This is a genomic window from Actinomadura geliboluensis, assembly GCF_005889745.1.
Lineage (GTDB): Bacteria > Actinomycetota > Actinomycetes > Streptosporangiales > Streptosporangiaceae > Spirillospora > Spirillospora geliboluensis.
This window is the reverse complement of record NZ_VCKZ01000165.1, coordinates 1-18,008: the sequence shown is the minus strand read 5'-3', so window position 1 is coordinate 18,008 and position 18,008 is coordinate 1. Positions and strand designations below refer to the sequence as shown.

Here is an 18,008-nt window from a genome sequence, read left to right as displayed (position 1 = left end):
GAGGGGGTCAGCGGCGGCGGGCGGTGCCGACCCCGCGCCAGCCGGGCCGCCACCACCAGCGCCGCCACCGACTGGACGGCGGTCAGCGCCCTCACCGCCGGACTCCCGCACGACCGGCCCCCGCCGCACCGGGGGCGGCGAAGTCACGCTCCAGCAGGGACGCGACGATGCGGCCTCCCATCGCGACCATCGGCAGCCCGCCGCCCGGGTGCGTCGACCCGCCCACCAGGTACAGGCCGCGCCGGGGCCCGCGGTTGCCGGGCCTGCGCAGCGGCGCGGTCCGGCCCCCGTACGCGGTGCCGTAGATCGCACCGCCCGGCGCGCCGTACCGGTCGCGCAGATCCGCGGGGGTGAAGAACTCCACGAACCGCAGCCGCCCCGCCAGGTCGTGCCCGCGCCGCGCCAGCCGCTCCAGCACCAGCTCCCCGTAGGACTCCGGCGCCATCGGCCATCGCCCGGGATCTCCGGCCGGAACGTTGACCAGCATCACCTGGTTCTCCGCCCCGGGCGGTGCCTGGGCCGGGTCGTCCACCGCCGAGCAGCCGATGTAGACGGTCGGGTCCCGCGGCGGCTGGCGGCGGCGGAAGATGTCGTCGAACTCGCGGCGGTAGTCGGCCGAGAACAGCACCGAATGGTGCGGCAGCCCGTCGGTCCGTCCCTCGACGGCCGCGAGGATCAGAAGCGCCGACGAGGACGGCCCCAGCCGGGCCATTCGGCGCACCCTCCGCCGGTCGGGGAGCAGCCGGCCGTACAGCGCGGCGGCGTCGGCGTTGACCACGACCGCGTCCGCCTCCTCCCGCTCACCGGACGCCAGGATCACCCCCTTGACCGACTCGCCGTCCGCCAGGATCCGGGTGACCTCACTGCTGGTGCGGACGTCCGCCCCCGCCTCCGCCAGCAGCTCCGCCAGATCGCCGGCGAGCCGGGCGAGGCCGCCCGGCACGTACCATCCGCCGTCCCCGTGCTCGATCGCCGGGACGCAGCCCAGCGCGGCCGGGGCCCGGTACGGGCTCGACCCGGCGTAGGTGGCGTAGCGCCCGACGTACTGCTGCAGCCTCCGGTCGGTGAAGAAGCGCCGCGCCAGGCCGTGCAGCGTTCGCCCAGGGGCGACCGCCAGCAGGTCTCCGAGCCTGGCCCCTTCCGGAGGACGTCCCACCGGGCCGGCGAAGAACGTGCGCTCGGACGCCGCGAGGCAGCCCTTGGCCCAGCCGTGGAAGGCTCGCCAGGCGGCGCCCTGGCCAGTGGCGAGCCGGTCCACCTCGTCGGCCATCCGGGCGGGGTCGCGGAAGGCGCGCAGGCAAGCGCCATCGGCGAAGCGGTACCGGCAGAGTTCGTCCAGCCGGACGAACTCGCGGTCGACGCCCAGTTCCCTGAACAGGCCCGGCAGGGTGAGCAGCGACGGGCCGAGCGAGAACGTGAAGCCGTCCCGTCGGCGCTCGGCGAGCTTGCCGCCCAGCCGCCCCAGCTTCTCGTGCAGCCGGACCTGATGGCCGCCGCGCGCCAGCAGCAGGGCGGCGACCATCCCGCCGACCCCGCCGCCGACCACGATCACCTCCGCCATCCGCGCCTCCAGGCCGCCCTTCCCGCACACCGCGGACCCGGCGCCGGCCGGCGCTGCGGGCTCCGCGCCGGCCGGCGCCGGAACGCCGCCACCGCGGCCGGAACCGCGAACATCCCCATCGCCGACCCGCCGGCGAGCGCGACGAGCCGGTCGGGCGGATCGAACACCGCCGCGAACCCCAAGGTCTCCATGCCCGCCATCACCCCGTACAGCGCCACCAGCCATCCGGAGGCGTCGCGCTCCCACCCCGCGATGGGCTCCAGCACGCCCATCAGCAGCGCCGACACTCCGAGCCACCCGGCGTAGTTGCTGACCGGCACGCCCCGGTACGCCCCGCCGTCCACCCATCTCCACAGGTCCTGGCGCAGCATCTGCGGATCAAGGAACAGATCCCACGCCGTCAGCGCCGCGGCTCCCACGGCGATGCGCGTGCACGTCCGCTCCACCGGGACGAGCGTGGCCGCGACCGCGTGCGACGCCGCGCCCATGCCCGCCCACGCCACCGCGACCGCCACCGGGACACCGCCCACCTGCGGGCGCAGTATCGGCGTATAGGTGTACCTCCCGAACGGGACACCCGTCCGCACACCGGTCCACTCCGCCGCGTAACCGATCGCCGCCGCCGCGCCCGCGGCCCCGGCCGCACGCCGAGGTCCCCGCCGCGACGCCACGAAGCACGCGGCTCCCGCGGCCATCAGACCGACCACCGGACCGGTCAGCCGCACGGGGTCCGCGCTCAGCCCGGACGCCACCTGTGCCGCGACCATCCCCGCCAGGCAGCCGGCGCCCGCGATCACCGGACCGGTCGAGCTTCGTCCGCCCCGCACGGGCCTCGCGGACCTCGCGGCCGGAACACCACGCATGGATCCCCCACTTCGCCTTCGGGACTCGCCGACGGTCAGCGCGCTGATGACGCCCTCGCCGTCCTCACGCCGCGGTCGCTCACCGGTGGTGATCCGGCGGCCAGGTCGGACGCCACCACGCACGCCCGCGCGATCGCGGCGGCGGCCGACGAGCCGTGCGCCACGACGACCGTCCCGTTCAGCCCGAGCAGCGCCGCACCGCCGTGAGTGTCGGCGGTGTACGGGCGCGCGACCTCGGCCAGCCGCTCCGGCGGCGCGATGCCGGCGCGTGCGACCAGTTCCACGGTGGTGCGGACGCAGCCCTCGATGTTCTTCAGCACGACGTTGCCGGTGAAACCGTCCGTCACGAGGACGTCGACGAACCCGGCGAGCACGTCGTGGCCCTCGACGTTGCCGTGGAACCGGACGGGCAACTGCGCCAGCCGGCCGGCGGCCTCCCGGACGAGCCGGTTGCCCTTGCCCGGCTCGGTGCCGATGGACAGCAACCCGGCCGACGGGTCGGCCACGCCGAGGACGGCTCGCGCGTACGACGCGCCCAGCAGCGCGAACCCCGCCAGCATCTCCGGCGTCGGGTCGGTGGTCCCCCCGGCGTCGATCAGCACGGTCGAACCGGTGAGCGTCGGCAACGCCACCGCCAGCGCCGGACGCACCACGCCCTCCCGTCTACCGAACGCGCGGACCGCGCACGTCACCACCGCACCGCTCGATCCGGCCGAGACGAACGGGCCGCCCGTTCGACGCGCCAGCTCGCATCCGGCCATCAGGCTGGACGACCGCTGGGCGACCGCTCCCGCACCGCTCTCGGTCATGGGCACGACGCCGTCCGCGTGCACCACGCCGACCTCGCCCAGGCCGCCGTGCCGCCGGAGTTCGCGGTGCAGGTCCTCTGCCCGGCCCACGAGGGTCACCGGCACTCCGTGCTCGCGGCACGCCGACAGTGCTCCGGGCACCGTCTCGGCGGGCCCGTGGTCGCCGCCCATCGCGTCCAGCACCACGGGGGGCACCCCGTCCGCTCGCTCACCGGCCATGTCAGGCCGCCCCGGACGGTACGCGGCGCTCGGCGCGGCCGGCGGCGGACGCGGCCAGCAGGTGCCGCGCGAAGATCACCGCTCGCCGGCGGCACGGCACCCGCGCACGCGCCGCCAGCACGTCGTGGCCCACCTCGGCGATCTGCCGCAGGATGCCGCCGTACAGCTCGCACGCAGCCCGGATGCACGGGCGGGACGACGGCACGAGCAACTCCACACCGTCGAGGGCGCGGCGGTAGTGGGCGCGGGCGCGGACCGCCTCGAACGCCACCAGGTCGCGCAGGGCACGGCTGCTCGAGGCGGCGGCGAGGTCCTCCTCGGTGACCCCGAACTCGGCCAGGTCCTCCTTCGGCAGGTAGACCCTCCCGCGAGCCAAGTCCTCGGCGACGTCCCGGAGGAAGTTCGTCAGCTGGAAAGCCCGCCCCAGCTCGCGGGCGGGCTCCCGCGCCGCCCGCTCGGCGCCCGGCACCGTCTCCAGGACGGGAAGCATCATCAGCCCGATGGCGGCCGCCGAGCCCTCCATGTACGTCAGCAGGTCCTCATAGGTGCCGTACCGGGTGACGGACAGGTCGGTGCGCATCGACCGCAGGAACGCGTCTATGTCGGCCTGCTCGACGGCGAACGAACGCACCGTGTGCACGAAGGCCGGCAGGACCGGATCCCTTATCGGTTCACCGGCCAGGCAGCCGTTCAGCCTGGCGGTCACCGCGTCGAGCGCCGCGACCCGGCCGTCCGGTGCGGCGGTCCCGCACTCGTCGACGATGTCGTCGACGTGGCGGGCGAAACCGTAAAGCGCGTGCACATGCCTGCGCTTCCACGCGGGCAGCAGCAGGGTGGCGAGGTAGAAGGAGCGCCCGTGGCGGGCGTTGAGGCGGCGGCAGTACTCGTAGCTCGCGGTCAGCGTCATCGACTGGCCTCTGTTCTCCCTCATCGCCGGTTGGTCCGTCTATCGGCGCACGACCGTCGATCGGTTGCGATCCTCCGCAAGACCACCAGGTGACGTGTTACCGGCGACCTCTCCCCTTCCGGTCGGCCGCGTCCTACCCGGCAACGTGGCGCACAAGCGAGTGTTCAACGGATCTTTGCCCGCCGAGCGCGCGCTGACGGCGGCGCGTGCAGCGTTCCCTCCCGCACCATGAGTGCCGGCACGAGGTCGGCCAGTGGTTCGGGCAGCGCGATCGGCTCGTCGCCCAGGTGGATCTGTACTTGGCCGTCGCCGGGGTGGATGTGGCCGATGGTCAGGCGGCTGATCGCCGAGCCATTGGGCGTAGAGGAGAACGAGGAGGCCGGCGACGCGCCGGCTTAGACAAGCTGCTTGGTCATCAGGGCCGGCTGTGTTTACCGCGTTGCTCCAGGCGCAGGGCGCATGGCGGCGGAAAGTAGGGTTTGGATCGTGAAGAGGGCACGGCGGACCTCTGCCGTCGCCGAAGTTGCACACCCGCCGTGGCCAGGTTGGTGGGACCTGCTCCCGGCGGCGGCCGTCATCGTCGCGCAGTTGCTCGTGTGGGCGGCCCCTGACGTGTCGTCTGCGCTCGAACACGTCCTCGCCCTGGGATCTGCGGGCATCGTCGGCGGGGCCGCGAAGGCCGTGTTCGCAGTGCTCGGCATGTGCGTCGCCGCCGGAGCGGTGGCCGTGCGCCGGACCGTGCCCGTGTGGGCCCTCGGCGGGGCGCTGACGGCGGCCTTCTTGGCCGTCGGCACCGGCGGAGCATCCGTGGTGTGGCCGTTCGCGCTGGTGGTCGTGCTGTATTCGCTGGCCGTGCACCGTACGGCCGGGCTGGCCGCGGCAGGAGCCGCCGTGACTTCGGTGGCGGCCGCCGTGGCGGTCGCCGCCGCAGGTGCGGCTCCCAGGACCGCGGCGGGGGCGGGGCTGCTGGCGGCGGGCGGTGCCGCGATGGTCTGGGTGCTGGGCAGGTCGCGGCGGCGCAGGCGGGCGGACCGGTCGGCGCTCGCCGCCTACCGTGCCGGCGCGGCCGCGGTGCCGCGGTTCGCCGCCGAGGCCGAGCGGGAGCGGCTGACCGCCGAGCTGCACGACGTGGCGGCGCACCGGCTCACCGGCATCGTGGTGTCGGCCGCCGCCGCGACCCGCCTCGCCGATCCCGACTTGGCCGCGGAGGCGACGCGTCATGCCGCGAGCGCGGCTCGGCAGGCCCTGGCGGAGCTGGACCGCCTCATCGAGGCCGCCGGGACCGTGTCTCTCGACGACATCGACGCGCTGGTCGCCGAACACGCGTCCGTCGACTATCTGCGTACGGCCACCGCCGCGCCGCCGGACGTCGTCGCGGCGGCCCACCGAGTGGTGCGCGAGGCGCTGACGAACGCCCTCAGGTACGCCTCGGGCGCTCGCCGTGTCACCGTCGAGGGAACCGCTGCCACGCTCACCGTCACGGTCACCGACGGGGGCGGCCCTCCCCTGGCGCCCGGCCTCGGCACCGGCCACGGCTTGGCCGGACTGCGCTCGGCCACGCGGTCCCTCGGCGGTTCGTTCTCCGCGGGCCCCGACGGCACCGGATGGAAGGTGCACGCCGAGTTCCCTCTCACCGCAGCGCCCGCGCCCGGGACCGTCCGGCAGCACCGGAACGGCGGTCCGCACGATGTGCTCTCGACCTCCCCGCGGCAGCGGCCCGGACGGTCGCGTGCTGCCACGCTTGTGGCCTTCCTGAAGGGCCCGGGCGGCTGGCGGGGCCCGGCCGCGCTGGACGCGGTGCTGGTCGTGCTGGCGGTCGCGCTGTCCCTGGGGGCCGAGCTGCCGCCGGGAGATGACCCAGACCCCTTCTCCTCGCCGCTCGTCGGCGCCGCGCTGGCGGCGCTGTTCACCGTGCACGCGTTTCCGCTCTGGTGGCGGAGGCGCGCGCCGCGTGGCGCGCTGACCATCGTCCTCGCGACGCTCCTGGTGTGGGTCGGGCTCGACCTGGCCGGCTGGCCCGGCCCGCCCCTCAGCGATGTGCTCCTCTGGTACTGGTGGGTCGAACTGGCGCTGGTCTACGCGGTCGCCGCCTTCCCCCCGGGCGGACGGACCTGGCCGGCGCCCCTCGCCGTCGCTGCCGTGGGCGGGGCGGCCCTCGCCAGTGGGCACGGCATCACAGGGAACCGTGCGGCCGCTTGGGCGGCCCTCACCGCGGCGCTCGCGGTCCCGTGCCTGGCGTCCTGGTCGCTCGGTGCACGCACCGCCGCACGCCGGCGACGGCAGGACGCGATCACCGCGCGGGACCGCGACCGGCTCGCCCGGGAGGTCTCCGCGGCCGCCGAGGCCGAGCGCCGGCGGATCGCCGACGGGCTGCGCCGCACCGCGCGCCGGCACACCCGGGCCGTGGCCGACGAAGCCGACGCCGGCCGTCTCGACCGCGTCCTCGCCGAGGCCAAAGCAGGGCTGGCCGCGCTCCGGGAGCTGCTCCGCGAGCTGCGGGCACGCGACGACGGAGGCGACCCGCCGCCGACCGTCGACGGCATCGCCGCCCTGGCGGCGCGGCGCGGCGCCGCCGTCCGGTTCGCCGGCGAACGCCGGCCGCTACCGCCCGCCCTGGAGGTCGCGGCGTACCAGGTGGCGCGGGAGTTGCTCGCCGGCGGGGACGCGATCACGGTCGCGTTCTCCGGCCGTGGCCTCACGGTGTCCGGGCGGGCTCCCGGGGCGCCCGGCGGTGCAGCGGCGGAGCGGCGCCTGCGCACGCTGACGGACGCCTGCGGCGGTACGCTGACGATCGCCGACGACGGCGTGGCGCGCGGATGGCTGCCGGAGGTGTCCAGCCCTTGATCGAGACGACCGGTGCGGGCTTCCCGGCAGCGGTCCCAGCGGTGCCCTCGTGATCCGCGTGGTGATCGCCGACGACCAGGCCGTGGTGCGCGCCGGGATCGCCGCCATGGTCGGCGCCGAACCCGACCTGACCGTGGCCGGCCAGGCGGGCGACGGCGACACGGCCGTGGCCCTCGCGGCCTCGCTCCGTCCCGACGTCGTGCTCATGGACGTCCGCATGCCCGGCGCCGGCGGGCTCGCCGCGACGGCGAGGATCACCGCCGACGTCCCCTCGACCCGCGTGGTCGTGCTGACGACGTTCGATCTCGACGAGTACGTGTTCGCCGCCCTGCGCGCGGGCGCTTCGGGCTTCCTGCTGAAGGACGCCGACCCGGAGCGGGTGATCGACGCGGTGCGGCTGTGGCCGAGGGAGATCGTGCCCCGGGCCGGGTCCGCGGGCGGCAGCCTCAACTCCGCCGCGCTGAGCATGTGCAGGTCGAGCAGGACGCCGTCGTGGGAGATGCGGGCACCGTCCAGCCGCAGCCGCCGACCGATGCTCGTCCCGGACAGGTCGACCGTGCCGCGGGCCGTCAGCCCGTTCGCCGTGAAGTCGGTGGCCACGTCGCTGCGGCTGAAGACGAACACGACGCCGTCCCGCCCCAGCAGGCGCACGGCGTCCAGCATGACGCCGCCGCCGACGGTGCAGCTGTGGAAGCGGACCCGTCCCTGCGCGGTGACTCTGCGCAGCAGCACGTCCCCGCCGATTCGCGGCCCCTCGGCCACGAGCACGACATCCCGCCCGTCGGACGTCAGCCGGGCGTCGTCCAGGTTCAGGTGGTCACTGATGCGTGTCCCGGTCAGCGAGATGGGGCCGCCCGTCACGGTGACGCCGCGGGCCTCTATCGCGCCGATCGCAGCCCGGTCGAGGTTCGCCGCGACACCGCCGGGATTGCCCAGCACCGCGCCCGCGAGGTGGAGGTTGGCCTGCAGTTCGGCCCCGATGAAGCGAACCTCTCCCTCCGCGCGGAACCCGTCCCCGCACCACAGGCCGCCGCGCACGGTCACACCGCCCGCGGCAAGGGCGACACCGCCCGGATTGCGCAGCACCGCGCCGGACATGTTGACGCTGCCCGTGATGTCGGCGTTGAAAAGACTGAAACGCCCGGTCACCACCAGCCCCGGTGCCCGCAACCGGCCGGCGAGGGCGATCCTGTCGAGGGCCAGCGCCGCCGACGGCGGCCCGGCGATCACGGCGTCGGTCAAGTCGATCAGGCCATCGACACGGGCGCCGCGCAGCCTGACCGCGCCCGACGCGCGGAGCGCGTTCAGCCGGACGCCGCCCGACGCCGACAGCCCGTCCGCGGACAGTGCCACGCCCGACGGACCGCCTCCGAGGTCGATCCCCGCCGCGGTCAGCGCACCGTCCACGCGGGCGTGGTCAAGGCATATGCCGTCGCGGACGGCGGTGCCGCTGAGATCCACGATCCCGTCGGCCCGCCAACAGGTGCCGTCCAGCGCGGGCAGGAAGCAGTCCCTCAGCCGGATGCCGCGCGTCGCGGCCTCGACCAGCCGCACCGGCTCGGTGAACTCGCAGTGTTCGGCGGACAGCGGCTGGCCGACGGCCGCGCCGGACAGGTCCAGCGCCCCGGAGATCCGGGCGCCGCACAGGCGGACGGCCGACGCGCGTCCCGGCTCCGGCTCCCGCGCGCCGAGGAGCAGGGCGGCGATCACCTCGGCTCGCACATCGCGGACCTGCGCGCCGGTGAGGTCCGTGAGCGCACCGTCCGGGAAGGCGTCCCAGACCCGCCGTTCCGCCTCGCCCAGATCAGGGAACACCCGCGGCCCGCTCCTGCAGTTCCAGGACCAGCGCGTGCGCCGCCGGGCCCAGGTTCCCGGCGAGCGCCAGCTCCGCGTCCCGCTCCATCCCGGTCAGCCCGCAGCGCTGCCGCAGCGCGCCGAGAAGGCCCCAGCCCGCCTCCGGGACGAGGGCGGGCAGGTCGTCCGGCAGCTCCCGGACCCAGTCCTGCACGGCGAGCAGGTCGACATGGCGCCAGCGCCGCCAGAACTTCAGGCAGCGCAGCACGATGCCCGCGCTGACCACCGGGTCCTTGCCGCGGTCCAGGACGACGAGCTTGCGGGGAACCGCGTCGAGGTGGGCCAGGCCGACGCCCAGCGGATCGACGATCTCGTCGTGGACGAGGTCGTAGTAGAGCGCGTTGACGGTCAGGTCCCGGGTCGCCGAGTCGTGTACGAGGTCGCCACCGAAGGCGGGAAAGCGGAAGCCGTCCAAGGCCAGCGGCCGGTACTCGAATATCCGCTGGCGCGTTCCCGGCGGGGCCAGCGACCAGACCAGCCGGGGCGACACGTTCGGCTCGAAGTCCCCGGCACCGTCACGCCGCCGCTGCCGGCGGTGCAGCGCCGTCAGCCGGCCGGGACCGGCGGTTCCGGTGCAGTCCAGGTCGCCGTCCGTCGCGGCGGGACCGTCCGCCAGCAGGTCCCGGACGGTCCCGCCGGCCACCCACACCTCGTGCCCCTGCGCCTGCAACGCCCTCAGCAGCCGCCAGATCGCCCTGCCGCCATCGCCGAGCTCCTCGATGCGGCTCAGGACCGACATCCGGACATGCGGGGGCGCCTGCTCGACCCGCCTGGCGCCCGTGAGCGGCGGCTCTCCGTGCCGCTCGACCCCCGCGCCGCCGGAGGGCAGCGGCCGGTCGGGCGGCTGGGCCAGATCCTCGTCGCCCTCGACGAGCAGACGGTCGCCGAGGGCGTCGGAGACGTAGGCGAAGCCGATCACTCGCTCATCGTCCACGATGTCGCCCCGCAGGACGGGACCATGCGGTGGACGTGAACGGGCTTCACTCATCGGGGGCTCCCATCGCCGCGGCCGGGGCTCGCCAGGCAACCACCGGCCTGTCGCATCTGCGTCGCAGCGGTCACCACGTCCAGCGGAACCCGGCTGCCGCGTTCTCCATCGTCGGCACGAACCAATGCACCCTGTGCTCCCGGTCCAGTACGACGGTCTCCTCGCTGAGGACGTGTCCGCCGCGGTAGTCGTCCCACACCGTCCACCACAACCGCAGCGGGCGCCGTTCCGGGTGGAACTGCACGACGATGTCCACGTTCTCCGTGCGGGCGTGCGCGACCCTCCGGTACTCGCAGGCGAGGTCGTCCCCTTCGAAGGCGACCTGGTAGTCGAGTGAGGTGACCTGCCCGGCCCGGAGCGGCGTGTTCAACGCGATCTCCAGGACGGGCCCGCTGCCTTCGAAGGTGTGCGTCGCCCTCAGCCGGCCGCCATGGATCCGGGTCACCTGCTTCACGGCGGGCCGCAGCCGGAACGGGAAGCTCTCCACGCCGTCCTCACAGGCCATGATCGCCCGGGTGGTGCGGTGCGCGGAGGCTCTGCCGTCGGCGCCGATCCAACGCCGCTCGAACACCGCCACCGTGCGGTGCCGCTGCCGGAGCGGGACGATCTGCGAACCCCGGAGCGTGCCGGTCACCGGCGGATTCGGCGCGGACCCCGACCGGGTCGCGCGCAGCCGCGCCGCATCGTCGGCGTTCATCTCGAACGCCTCGATGAACCAGGTGAGGGTCTCCCCCGACAGCACCTCGCCGCTCAGCGCCCGGTGGATCCGGTCCTTCAGCAGCCGGGCGAGCGCCGTCTGGCGCTCCGGCCGCTGCCCGGACTCCCACAGGTAGAGCGCGAGCACCTGGGCGACGGCCGCCTGGTTGACCGGGTCGGCGGCCGCGGTCCGCCGCCGGAACGGCTCCCAGCGGGCCCGGTACGGCTCGCGCGACAGCAGGGAGTGCAGAAGGTCTCCGGCCGCCCCTACGCTGCCCTGCCGTGGATCGCCCAACCCGGCCCCCTGCGACATTTCTGCGACGGGCCGCTGCTTCACTGAACGGCCGAAGCGACCCGGATCATCGGCGGCCAGCGTACCCATCGGCGCAGCGGATGGACGCGGCCGGCGAGCCTTGACAGGAGATGCCGTGATGGCGCACCGCCCGCTCAGTGCCTGGGTCGCCGCCGTACCGCTGTCCGCCGACGGGACCGCCGAGCGGCCCGGCTTCCTGGAGGTCAACTTCGGTGACGAGCGCGCCGACGCCCGTGACCTGCGGGTCTTCGCCACCGGGTGGGAACGGCGGGCGATACCGGCCGGTCTCGGTGGGCCGGTGCTCGGCCTCGTGCGGCAGGGCGAGGCCGTGCTCGAACTGGACGAGCTCGCCCGGCCGATTCCGGTCAGCGCCGAGGGCGCGGCGCTACTCTCCGGCCTGGAGGACCGCTGGCCCGACGCCGTTCTGCCGGCCTCCGGGGAACACGTGCTCGCCGCCGAAAATGTGGCCGTCCGCCACCTGCTCCTCTCCCGCCTCGCCGACGAGGGAGATCCGCCACCGGAGATCTTCCATTTCCTGCCATGGGAGCTCGTCGACGAACTCGTCCACGACATGCTGGGCGTGCTGGACGGTGCGGAACCCGGGCCGATCGTGGAGTTACGGCACTGGTTCACACCCGCCGGCCCACGGATCAGCGCCGCGTTGGAGCAGCTCGACGAGGGGCTGCGCGAACCCGACGACGCGGTCGCCCGCGTCGGCGCGACGGCGCTCTGCTCGCGTCTGCTGGCCTTCGACCCCGCGCGGATGCCGGAACGCACCCGGTCCGCACTGGGGTCGCTCATCGCGAACTGGGTGAAGCACGACCCGTTCCTCCGCCACACCGCAGCCCGCGCGCAGCTCCGGCTGTCGGGCGGCAACGACGACTCCGCCGCCGTGCGGGTGGACCCGCCTGCCGTCGCGGCCGACGACGGGCCCGCCGTGCGCCGCGTCCCCCGCGACGCCGCACGGCCGCCGTTCACCCTCGTCCACACGGCGCAGTCGAACGGACAGGTGACCGTGAACGTCGAGGCCCCGCTCCCGGAGCAGGAGGCACGCCGGGTCGACGCCGTCTACGGGATCATGTTCGTGCGGGTCGTCATCGACACGAGGGACGGCGTGACCCGCTACCTCATCCCGCTCCGCCGCCGGTTCGGCAGGCTCACCGGCCTCATCGAACTTCCGTTCCCGCGAGCCGGCTCGGTCGGCGCGGACCTGGACGGCCCGCCCATCGGCATCGCCGAGGCGCGCCACGCCGACCGCGAGGAGGTCCGCCGGTCGGTGCGCGTCCAGCGGAACGCGCTGACGCGCGACCTGTGGCGGCAGTTCGCCGTGCGGCTCGGAGCGGAGCATCCGCTGCACGGCATCGTGCTGGGCGAGCTGCCGTGAACCCGGACGACTACGCCGCCCTCATCCACGGCGAACCGGGCGGGGAGCTGCTGCGGGGCGGTGCCCTTTACCACTTCTCCAACGACGGTTACGGACCCGCGCAACCCCTGCTCGAACTGGTGCGCAGGCTGGTCGCAGAGTGCGCCGTCGGCGATCTCGAAACGCTGCACCGGGAGCTGTGCCCGTTGCACGAGGTACTCGGCGAGGGCAACTCGGACCGGCCGGACGCCGAGAGCGTCCCGCCGCCCTTCCGCGCGGGCGAGGCCGCCGCGGCCGGGGCGCTGCGGGCGCTCGCCGGCCTCGGCCTCCTCCTCGCCGACGACCGTCCCGGCGACGCGGAGTTGCGCGCCGCACTGACCTGGTACGGGGCGATCGCGCACACCTGCGCCGCACCGCCGCCCGGCCCCGGCGCCGCGGACGGGTGGGCGGCGTCGGCGACCCGCGCGGCGGAGCCGCTCGGGCGTCGGCTGCGCCAGCTCGACGGCATCGTGGCGGAGACCGGTGCGGCGGGGCCGGCGGCGGCCTGTGCGGAGATTCTGCGCCACCTTGCCCCGCCGGCCACCGGACGGCGCGCCCGCGCGGTCTTCTGGGCGCGCCGCGTCGCCTACCACCTCGGATTCCACCGCGTCCATACCGTCCGGGTCGTGTTCTCCCACCACAAGAACGTCGAGGCGCCCGCCAGGCTGCGGATGCGCCGGCGCCGGGGGCCGGACGCGCTCGTCCCGCATCCGGAGCACATGGCGTTCTTCTGCGCCGACGAGGCCTTCGGCGAGGCGCTGCGGCTCGCCTGGCGGGCCGCGGGGCGCAAGCGGCTCGGCACGGTGCTGTGGTCGCTGGAGGGCACGAACGGCACGCCGCCGCGGATCACCGGCGGGTCGCTGGGCGCCGCGCTCGCCGTCGTCCTCGACGAGTTCGGGCGGCGGCGACGGTGGTGGGTCCTGCTGGCGGTGCGGCGGCTGCGCTCCGGGACGGCGATCACCGGCGCGCTGGACGACGCGGGCGCGCTCGTCTCGGTCAGCGGATATGAGAACAAGCTCGCCACCATGGACGAGACCGGCCGGCTGATCGTCCCGTCGGACGACGTGGGAACGGCCAAGCGGCACGCCCCGGCGGCGGACATGGAGATCCTGGGCGCCGGCGACTGGCGGGACGCCGCGCGCAAGGCCCGCGCCCTGAGCGTCCGGGCCGTGATCATCCGCTCGGTCGCCGCCGCGGCCGTCGCGGCCCTGTTCATCGTCGGCATGGTCGTCAACGCCGCGAACAATGACTCGAAACGGCAGCGGCTCGCGAGCACGGTGGCGGAACTGGCGTCGGAGGCCGCCGACGCCGCCGCGGTCGATCCGTCCCTGCCACCGCTGCTCGCACTGGCCGCCTACCAGCTGGATCCGCGCTCACCCGTCGCGACGGACGCGCTGTACCGGGTGGTGCAGGACAACGCCGCCGTCGCCCGCAACGTCGACACCCACCATGACGCGGTGACGGCGCTCGCCGGGGGAGGCACCCTCTACGCCGCCACCCGGGACGGCACGCTCTCGGCCTGGGACGAGTCCCAGGGGCGGCGGGTCGCCGAACGCTCGCTCGACGGCCGCACCATCACGGCCATCGAGGTCAACGAAGCCGCTCCGCTGGTCGTCACCGCCGACAGCGAGGGCGGTGTGCGGCTGTGGCGGACGGACGGAGCCGAGCGGCTCACCGAATCGGCCGTCCTCGCGGCCGACGGCCCGCCGGGCGCGCAGGTCGGCACGACGACGACCGATCCGGTGGTCGGCCTGGGATTCACGGGCGCGGACCGGGTCTGGGCGCTTGCCGGAAGCGGAGAACTGCGCGTGTGGGACACGGTCACCCATGAGCGGCTTCTCACCAGGTCCGCAGAGGACATGCTCGGCGCCACTGCGGGCGGCGACGATCCCGCCTTCGTCGCGGTGACCGCCCTCGGCGGCGTGTGGGGCAACGTGAGCCTGCGCACCGCCCCGCGCACGGCGAACGCCCTGGCGGCGACCGCGTCCGGTGAAATTCTGGCCGTCGACGCCGTCCACGGCCGGGTCACGCCGTTCCTCAGCCTCCCGGAACTGGGCAGCTCCATCACGGCTCTCGCGCTCCGCTCCGCGTCGCCCGACGGGATCCTCGCCGTCGGCACCGATCACGGGGTGCAACTGTGGAACGCCCGCGAACGCAGGCAGCTGCCGACGGACGGCGGCGGGCCCGACCCGGTCACCGCGCTGGCCTTCGACGGCTCCGGCGAGGCACTGGCCATCGGAACCTCGCAGGGGACCAGGATGATCCCGGTGTCGCTGGGCGAGAAGCCCGTCAAGCGCGCGCCGCTCGGCAGGCCCGTGGGCGGTCAGGTCACGGTGTTCGCCCCCGACGCGGACCCGGGAGGGCTGCTGCCGGTCGGGCACCCCGACGGCACCATCACCTTCCTCGACCCGCGGAACCGGCGGGTCACCCAGCCGGCGGTCCCCGCGTCGACCGTCGCCGCATTCGACGGCTCCGGCCGGCTCCTGGTCACCGACCGCCTCAACAGCCGCAACTGGATCACCGGGCTCCACGTCATCAAACCCGCCGAAGGGCATGTCTACGACCCGGAGACCAAGGCGACCACGTATCGGACGATCCGCACGCTGAAACCCTCACCTCAGTGGTGGCCGGAGAACCAGCTCTTCTTCGTCCTGGACGCGGCTCTCACCGACCGCCTCGCCATCGTCGGCGGGCAGGTCTGGAAGGACGGCTCCTATCAGGGCATGGTCGCCGTCTGGGACTCGAGGACCGGTGAACCGCTGCGGCTGTTCCTCTTCCCCGGCGGACAGCCCGATCTCGTCCGCTCGGTGCGGTACCTGCCGGGGCTGTCCGCCATCGTCGCGCGCAACGGCGACGGCGATGTCCGGGCCTGGTCGACCCGCACGTGGAACGAGATCGCCGGCCTGTCACCCGGCGCCGGCGACATCTTCGCCGCGCATCCCGAGAAGGCCACCGCCGTCTTCGCGGCCACCGACGAGGGCGGCGACGGGGGCCGGCGGCAATCCCTGGTCTTCACGGACATGAAGACGTCGAAGACGCGCAGGATGCCGGTGAAGTACTTCGTCTCCGCGATGAGCTTCTCCCCCATACGAGATTACCTGGCGGTCCTCGGCAGCGATGACAAGGTGCACTTCTACGGCGGCGACGGCGCGGCGCACCCAGGAACTCCGGACATCACCCTGCGGTCCTCGGCCAAGGGCATCGCCATCGCCCCGGATGGAGAACGCATCGCCGTCGCGATGGAGGACGGCGACGTCCTCGTCTACGACGTCTCGACCGGGACCCTCACCATTCCGCCACTGCGCGACCCCGACGGCCTGCTGCCGACCCGGCCGGCCTGGGAAGGGCCCGGCGACATTCTCGCAACGATCGGCTATCGCAGGTCCCAGCGCCAGTCGGTGATCGACAGCGTGCAGTTCTGGCACACCAGGAAATTGTCATGGCGGCAGCAGATGTGCGCGCTGGCAGGACGGAACATCACCCGTTCCGAATGGCGGCAGTACGTGCACGGCGGATACGAATACCGAAGTCTCTGCCCGGATGAGGAGTGACATGCCCAATCGCGGTGGACGAACGACCTCGGTACTGGTCTGCACTGTTCTCCTCCTCACCGGATGCTCGGCGGGCCAGGAGAAATCCCGGCCGCCGGCCGCCGGCCGGGACGCCGCCTACACGGCTCCGCTCCCCGCAGTGGCGTATGCCGACGGCGACGGCATCGTGATCACCGGCGGAGGCCGTCCGACCCTGACCTTCCCCGTGCCGAAGTCCGACGACCCTGCCGACCCGCCCGCCGGCGGCGACTTCTCCTGGTCCGCGGACGGCCGCTACGTGACCTGGTCGATCGACAATGTCATCCACGTCGCCGACACCACGACCGGAAAGGAGAACTCCTGGCCCTGCCCGTGCATCGGCGGCACCTTCGTGGGCGACGACCTCGTCGCCGTCTCTCTGGACCGGTCGATCCTGGTGGTCGCGCCGGGGGCGCAGTCGCCGGTCCGGCACAAGATCTCCGGCCCGGCGGCCACTGCGATCCGGGCGAGCAGCGGTGTCGCGGGCTCCGACGGAACCGGCATAGTGGTGAAGTTCGAAAAGGGCAGCAAGGATTACTCCTTTTTCAGTATCTCGCCGGACGGCAAGTCGCGACTGGTCGGCGGGAACATCCCGCAGCAGTGGCCGGGCAGGGAGCGCTGGAACGCCGACCATTCCGTCTCGGCCTTCGCCACGGCCTCCAACGGAGGCCCCTGCGGAATGTCCGACCGGATGGTGCTGCTGTTCCCCCGGTCCAGCGAGAACCGTTTGCTGTACCTTCCGGCCTCCAGCCTCAGATGGAACATCATGGACGCCGCCTGGGGAGCCGACGGAAAACTGTACACCGCCATCAATAAATGGTTCGAATGCAATGAGAAAGGCGAGGGAATCGACTACGCCAGTACCCGGATCTGGCGCCTGGACGGCGGGAAGTGGACCGACACCGGACGGCAGCTCGCCTACTTCCAACCGATATCCACCGACTCCTACATCGGTGTACGACTCGGCCGGCAGAAGAGCCGGATGGACACCGGCCCACCACCCGCTGAATTGATCTTCGGTTCGCTGCACTCGAACGCCACGCGCACGATCGCGCGGGGTCTCGGCGATTTCGCCGTGAGCCCGCGCGCGATGCGGACGGCGGGCGGGGCCGAACCTCCCGCGCCCTCCGCGTCGCTGCCGACGACCCCCGTCCCGGTGCTGGGCATCAACCCCGACCCCTACCAGGAGGGCTACGGGCGGGTCATGCCACCCAAGATCTTCAACGGCGGCGACCCGACGGGGCTCGTCGAGAACGTCCACTGGTCCAACTGGGGTGCACCGCAAGCGACCGCGACCGGGACCGCCCTGTGGGCACCAGAGGTCGTCGCCGACGGCACGATGGAGCCCGTCCAGGTGGTGGCGTCCGATCTCGGCAGTTGCCATGGCGTACGGGCGTACCGCTCACTCACCTGGTTCTTCCCGCAGCACGGCCAGAAGTTCGATCCCAAGAACCTTTCCAACATCTGCATGAAGGTGCCGTGAACCAGGCGACGCCAAAAGTGCCTGAGTCGGGTTCCGCGGAACGGCTTGGCGGGCCTGGGGAGGGGTCATGACGTAGCGTCCGTGGTTGGGGTACAGCGACTTGAGCGTGGTCTCCCCGTACTGGATGTAGGTACCGAAGAGAGGATCTGTGCTGCAGATTCTCCGCGGGCGGCCGACTTGCGTGAGGGACGCCGGCTCGCCGTCCCCGCCCGGATGGACGGCGAGCCGGCGTGGTACGTGAAGGACCGCTTCAGGTGGTCCTGTCGGCGAAGGTGCAGGCTATGCGGGTAGGTCGGTGTAGGCCTTGGAGGCCAGGTACTGGTCGAAGATCACGGTGTTGGTGCCGGCCTTGGCGGGCAGTCCGGCCCGCCAGTCCACGATGCCGTTGAGCAGGCCGCCGGGGCCACAGCTGCTGGACTTGGGCACCGCGAAGGCGTTGTCGACGAGCTTCAGCTTGAACACCAGCGGGTCGGTGGAGACGTCGACGGGCGGGCTACCGG

10 protein-coding genes and 2 pseudogenes are annotated in these 18,008 nt (G+C 73.6%); 5 read left to right on the top strand and 7 right to left on the bottom strand.

The window, feature by feature from the left end; genetic code table 11:
• Window positions 1-91: 91 nt before the first annotated feature.
• The 4 genes from ETD96_RS22150 to ETD96_RS22135 form a co-directional block, all read right to left on the bottom strand.
• A complete protein-coding gene (locus ETD96_RS22150; RefSeq protein ID WP_171069172.1) occupies window positions 92-1,561 on the bottom strand; it encodes a phytoene desaturase family protein in 1,470 nt (489 codons plus the stop codon).
• Complete coding sequence (locus ETD96_RS22145; protein ID WP_240808014.1) at window positions 1,549-2,358, bottom strand: carotenoid biosynthesis protein; 810 nt, start codon at window positions 2,356-2,358, stop codon at window positions 1,549-1,551. The genes ETD96_RS22150 and ETD96_RS22145 overlap by 13 nt, the downstream gene beginning before the upstream one ends.
• Before the next feature lie 101 nt (window positions 2,359-2,459).
• Entirely contained in the window at window positions 2,460-3,452 is a 993-nt protein-coding gene (locus ETD96_RS22140) for a phosphate acyltransferase (protein WP_138638384.1), read from the bottom strand.
• Window position 3,453: 1 nt separating this feature from the next.
• The gene (locus ETD96_RS22135; RefSeq protein WP_240808012.1) at window positions 3,454-4,383 is read right to left on the bottom strand and encodes a phytoene/squalene synthase family protein; all 930 of its coding nucleotides are present in this window, start codon (window positions 4,381-4,383) and stop codon (window positions 3,454-3,456) included.
• Between the two features lie 462 nt (window positions 4,384-4,845).
• On the opposite strand from ETD96_RS22135, the gene ETD96_RS22130 reads away from it, so the two are divergent.
• Both ETD96_RS22130 and ETD96_RS22125 read left to right on the top strand, forming a co-directional pair.
• Window positions 4,846-7,203 carry a histidine kinase gene (locus tag ETD96_RS22130; RefSeq protein WP_171069171.1) on the top strand — a complete coding sequence of 786 codons (2,358 nt, stop codon included), beginning with the start codon at window positions 4,846-4,848 and terminating at the stop codon, window positions 7,201-7,203.
• A 106-nt stretch (window positions 7,204-7,309) separates the two neighbouring features.
• Window positions 7,310-7,540 (top strand): annotated as a pseudogene (locus ETD96_RS22125) (response regulator); the annotation flags it as partial.
• A gap of 1,467 nt (window positions 7,541-9,007) precedes the next feature.
• On the opposite strand, the gene ETD96_RS22120 reads toward ETD96_RS22125, so the two are convergent.
• Complete coding sequence (locus ETD96_RS22120; RefSeq protein WP_138638382.1) at window positions 9,008-9,991, bottom strand: tRNA nucleotidyltransferase/poly(A) polymerase family protein; 984 nt, start codon at window positions 9,989-9,991, stop codon at window positions 9,008-9,010.
• Between the two features lie 124 nt (window positions 9,992-10,115).
• The gene (locus ETD96_RS22115) at window positions 10,116-11,036 is read right to left on the bottom strand and encodes a hypothetical protein (RefSeq protein WP_138638381.1); all 921 of its coding nucleotides are present in this window, start codon (window positions 11,034-11,036) and stop codon (window positions 10,116-10,118) included.
• Window positions 11,037-11,172: 136 nt separating this feature from the next.
• Between ETD96_RS22115 and ETD96_RS22110 the strand changes: the two genes are divergently transcribed.
• From ETD96_RS22110 to ETD96_RS22100, 3 genes are all read left to right on the top strand, one after another.
• The gene (locus ETD96_RS22110; RefSeq protein WP_138638380.1) at window positions 11,173-12,438 is read left to right on the top strand and encodes a hypothetical protein; all 1,266 of its coding nucleotides are present in this window, start codon (window positions 11,173-11,175) and stop codon (window positions 12,436-12,438) included.
• Window positions 12,435-16,007, top strand: a complete 3,573-nt coding sequence (locus ETD96_RS22105; RefSeq protein ID WP_138638379.1) for a WD40 repeat domain-containing protein — start codon at window positions 12,435-12,437, stop codon at window positions 16,005-16,007. The genes ETD96_RS22110 and ETD96_RS22105 overlap by 4 nt, the downstream gene beginning before the upstream one ends.
• Before the next feature lie 139 nt (window positions 16,008-16,146).
• Entirely contained in the window at window positions 16,147-17,508 is a 1,362-nt protein-coding gene (locus ETD96_RS22100) for a hypothetical protein (protein ID WP_138638378.1), read from the top strand.
• A gap of 279 nt (window positions 17,509-17,787) precedes the next feature.
• On the opposite strand, the pseudogene ETD96_RS44970 reads toward ETD96_RS22100, so the two are convergent.
• Window positions 17,788-18,008, bottom strand: a pseudogene (locus ETD96_RS44970) (hypothetical protein); the annotation flags it as partial.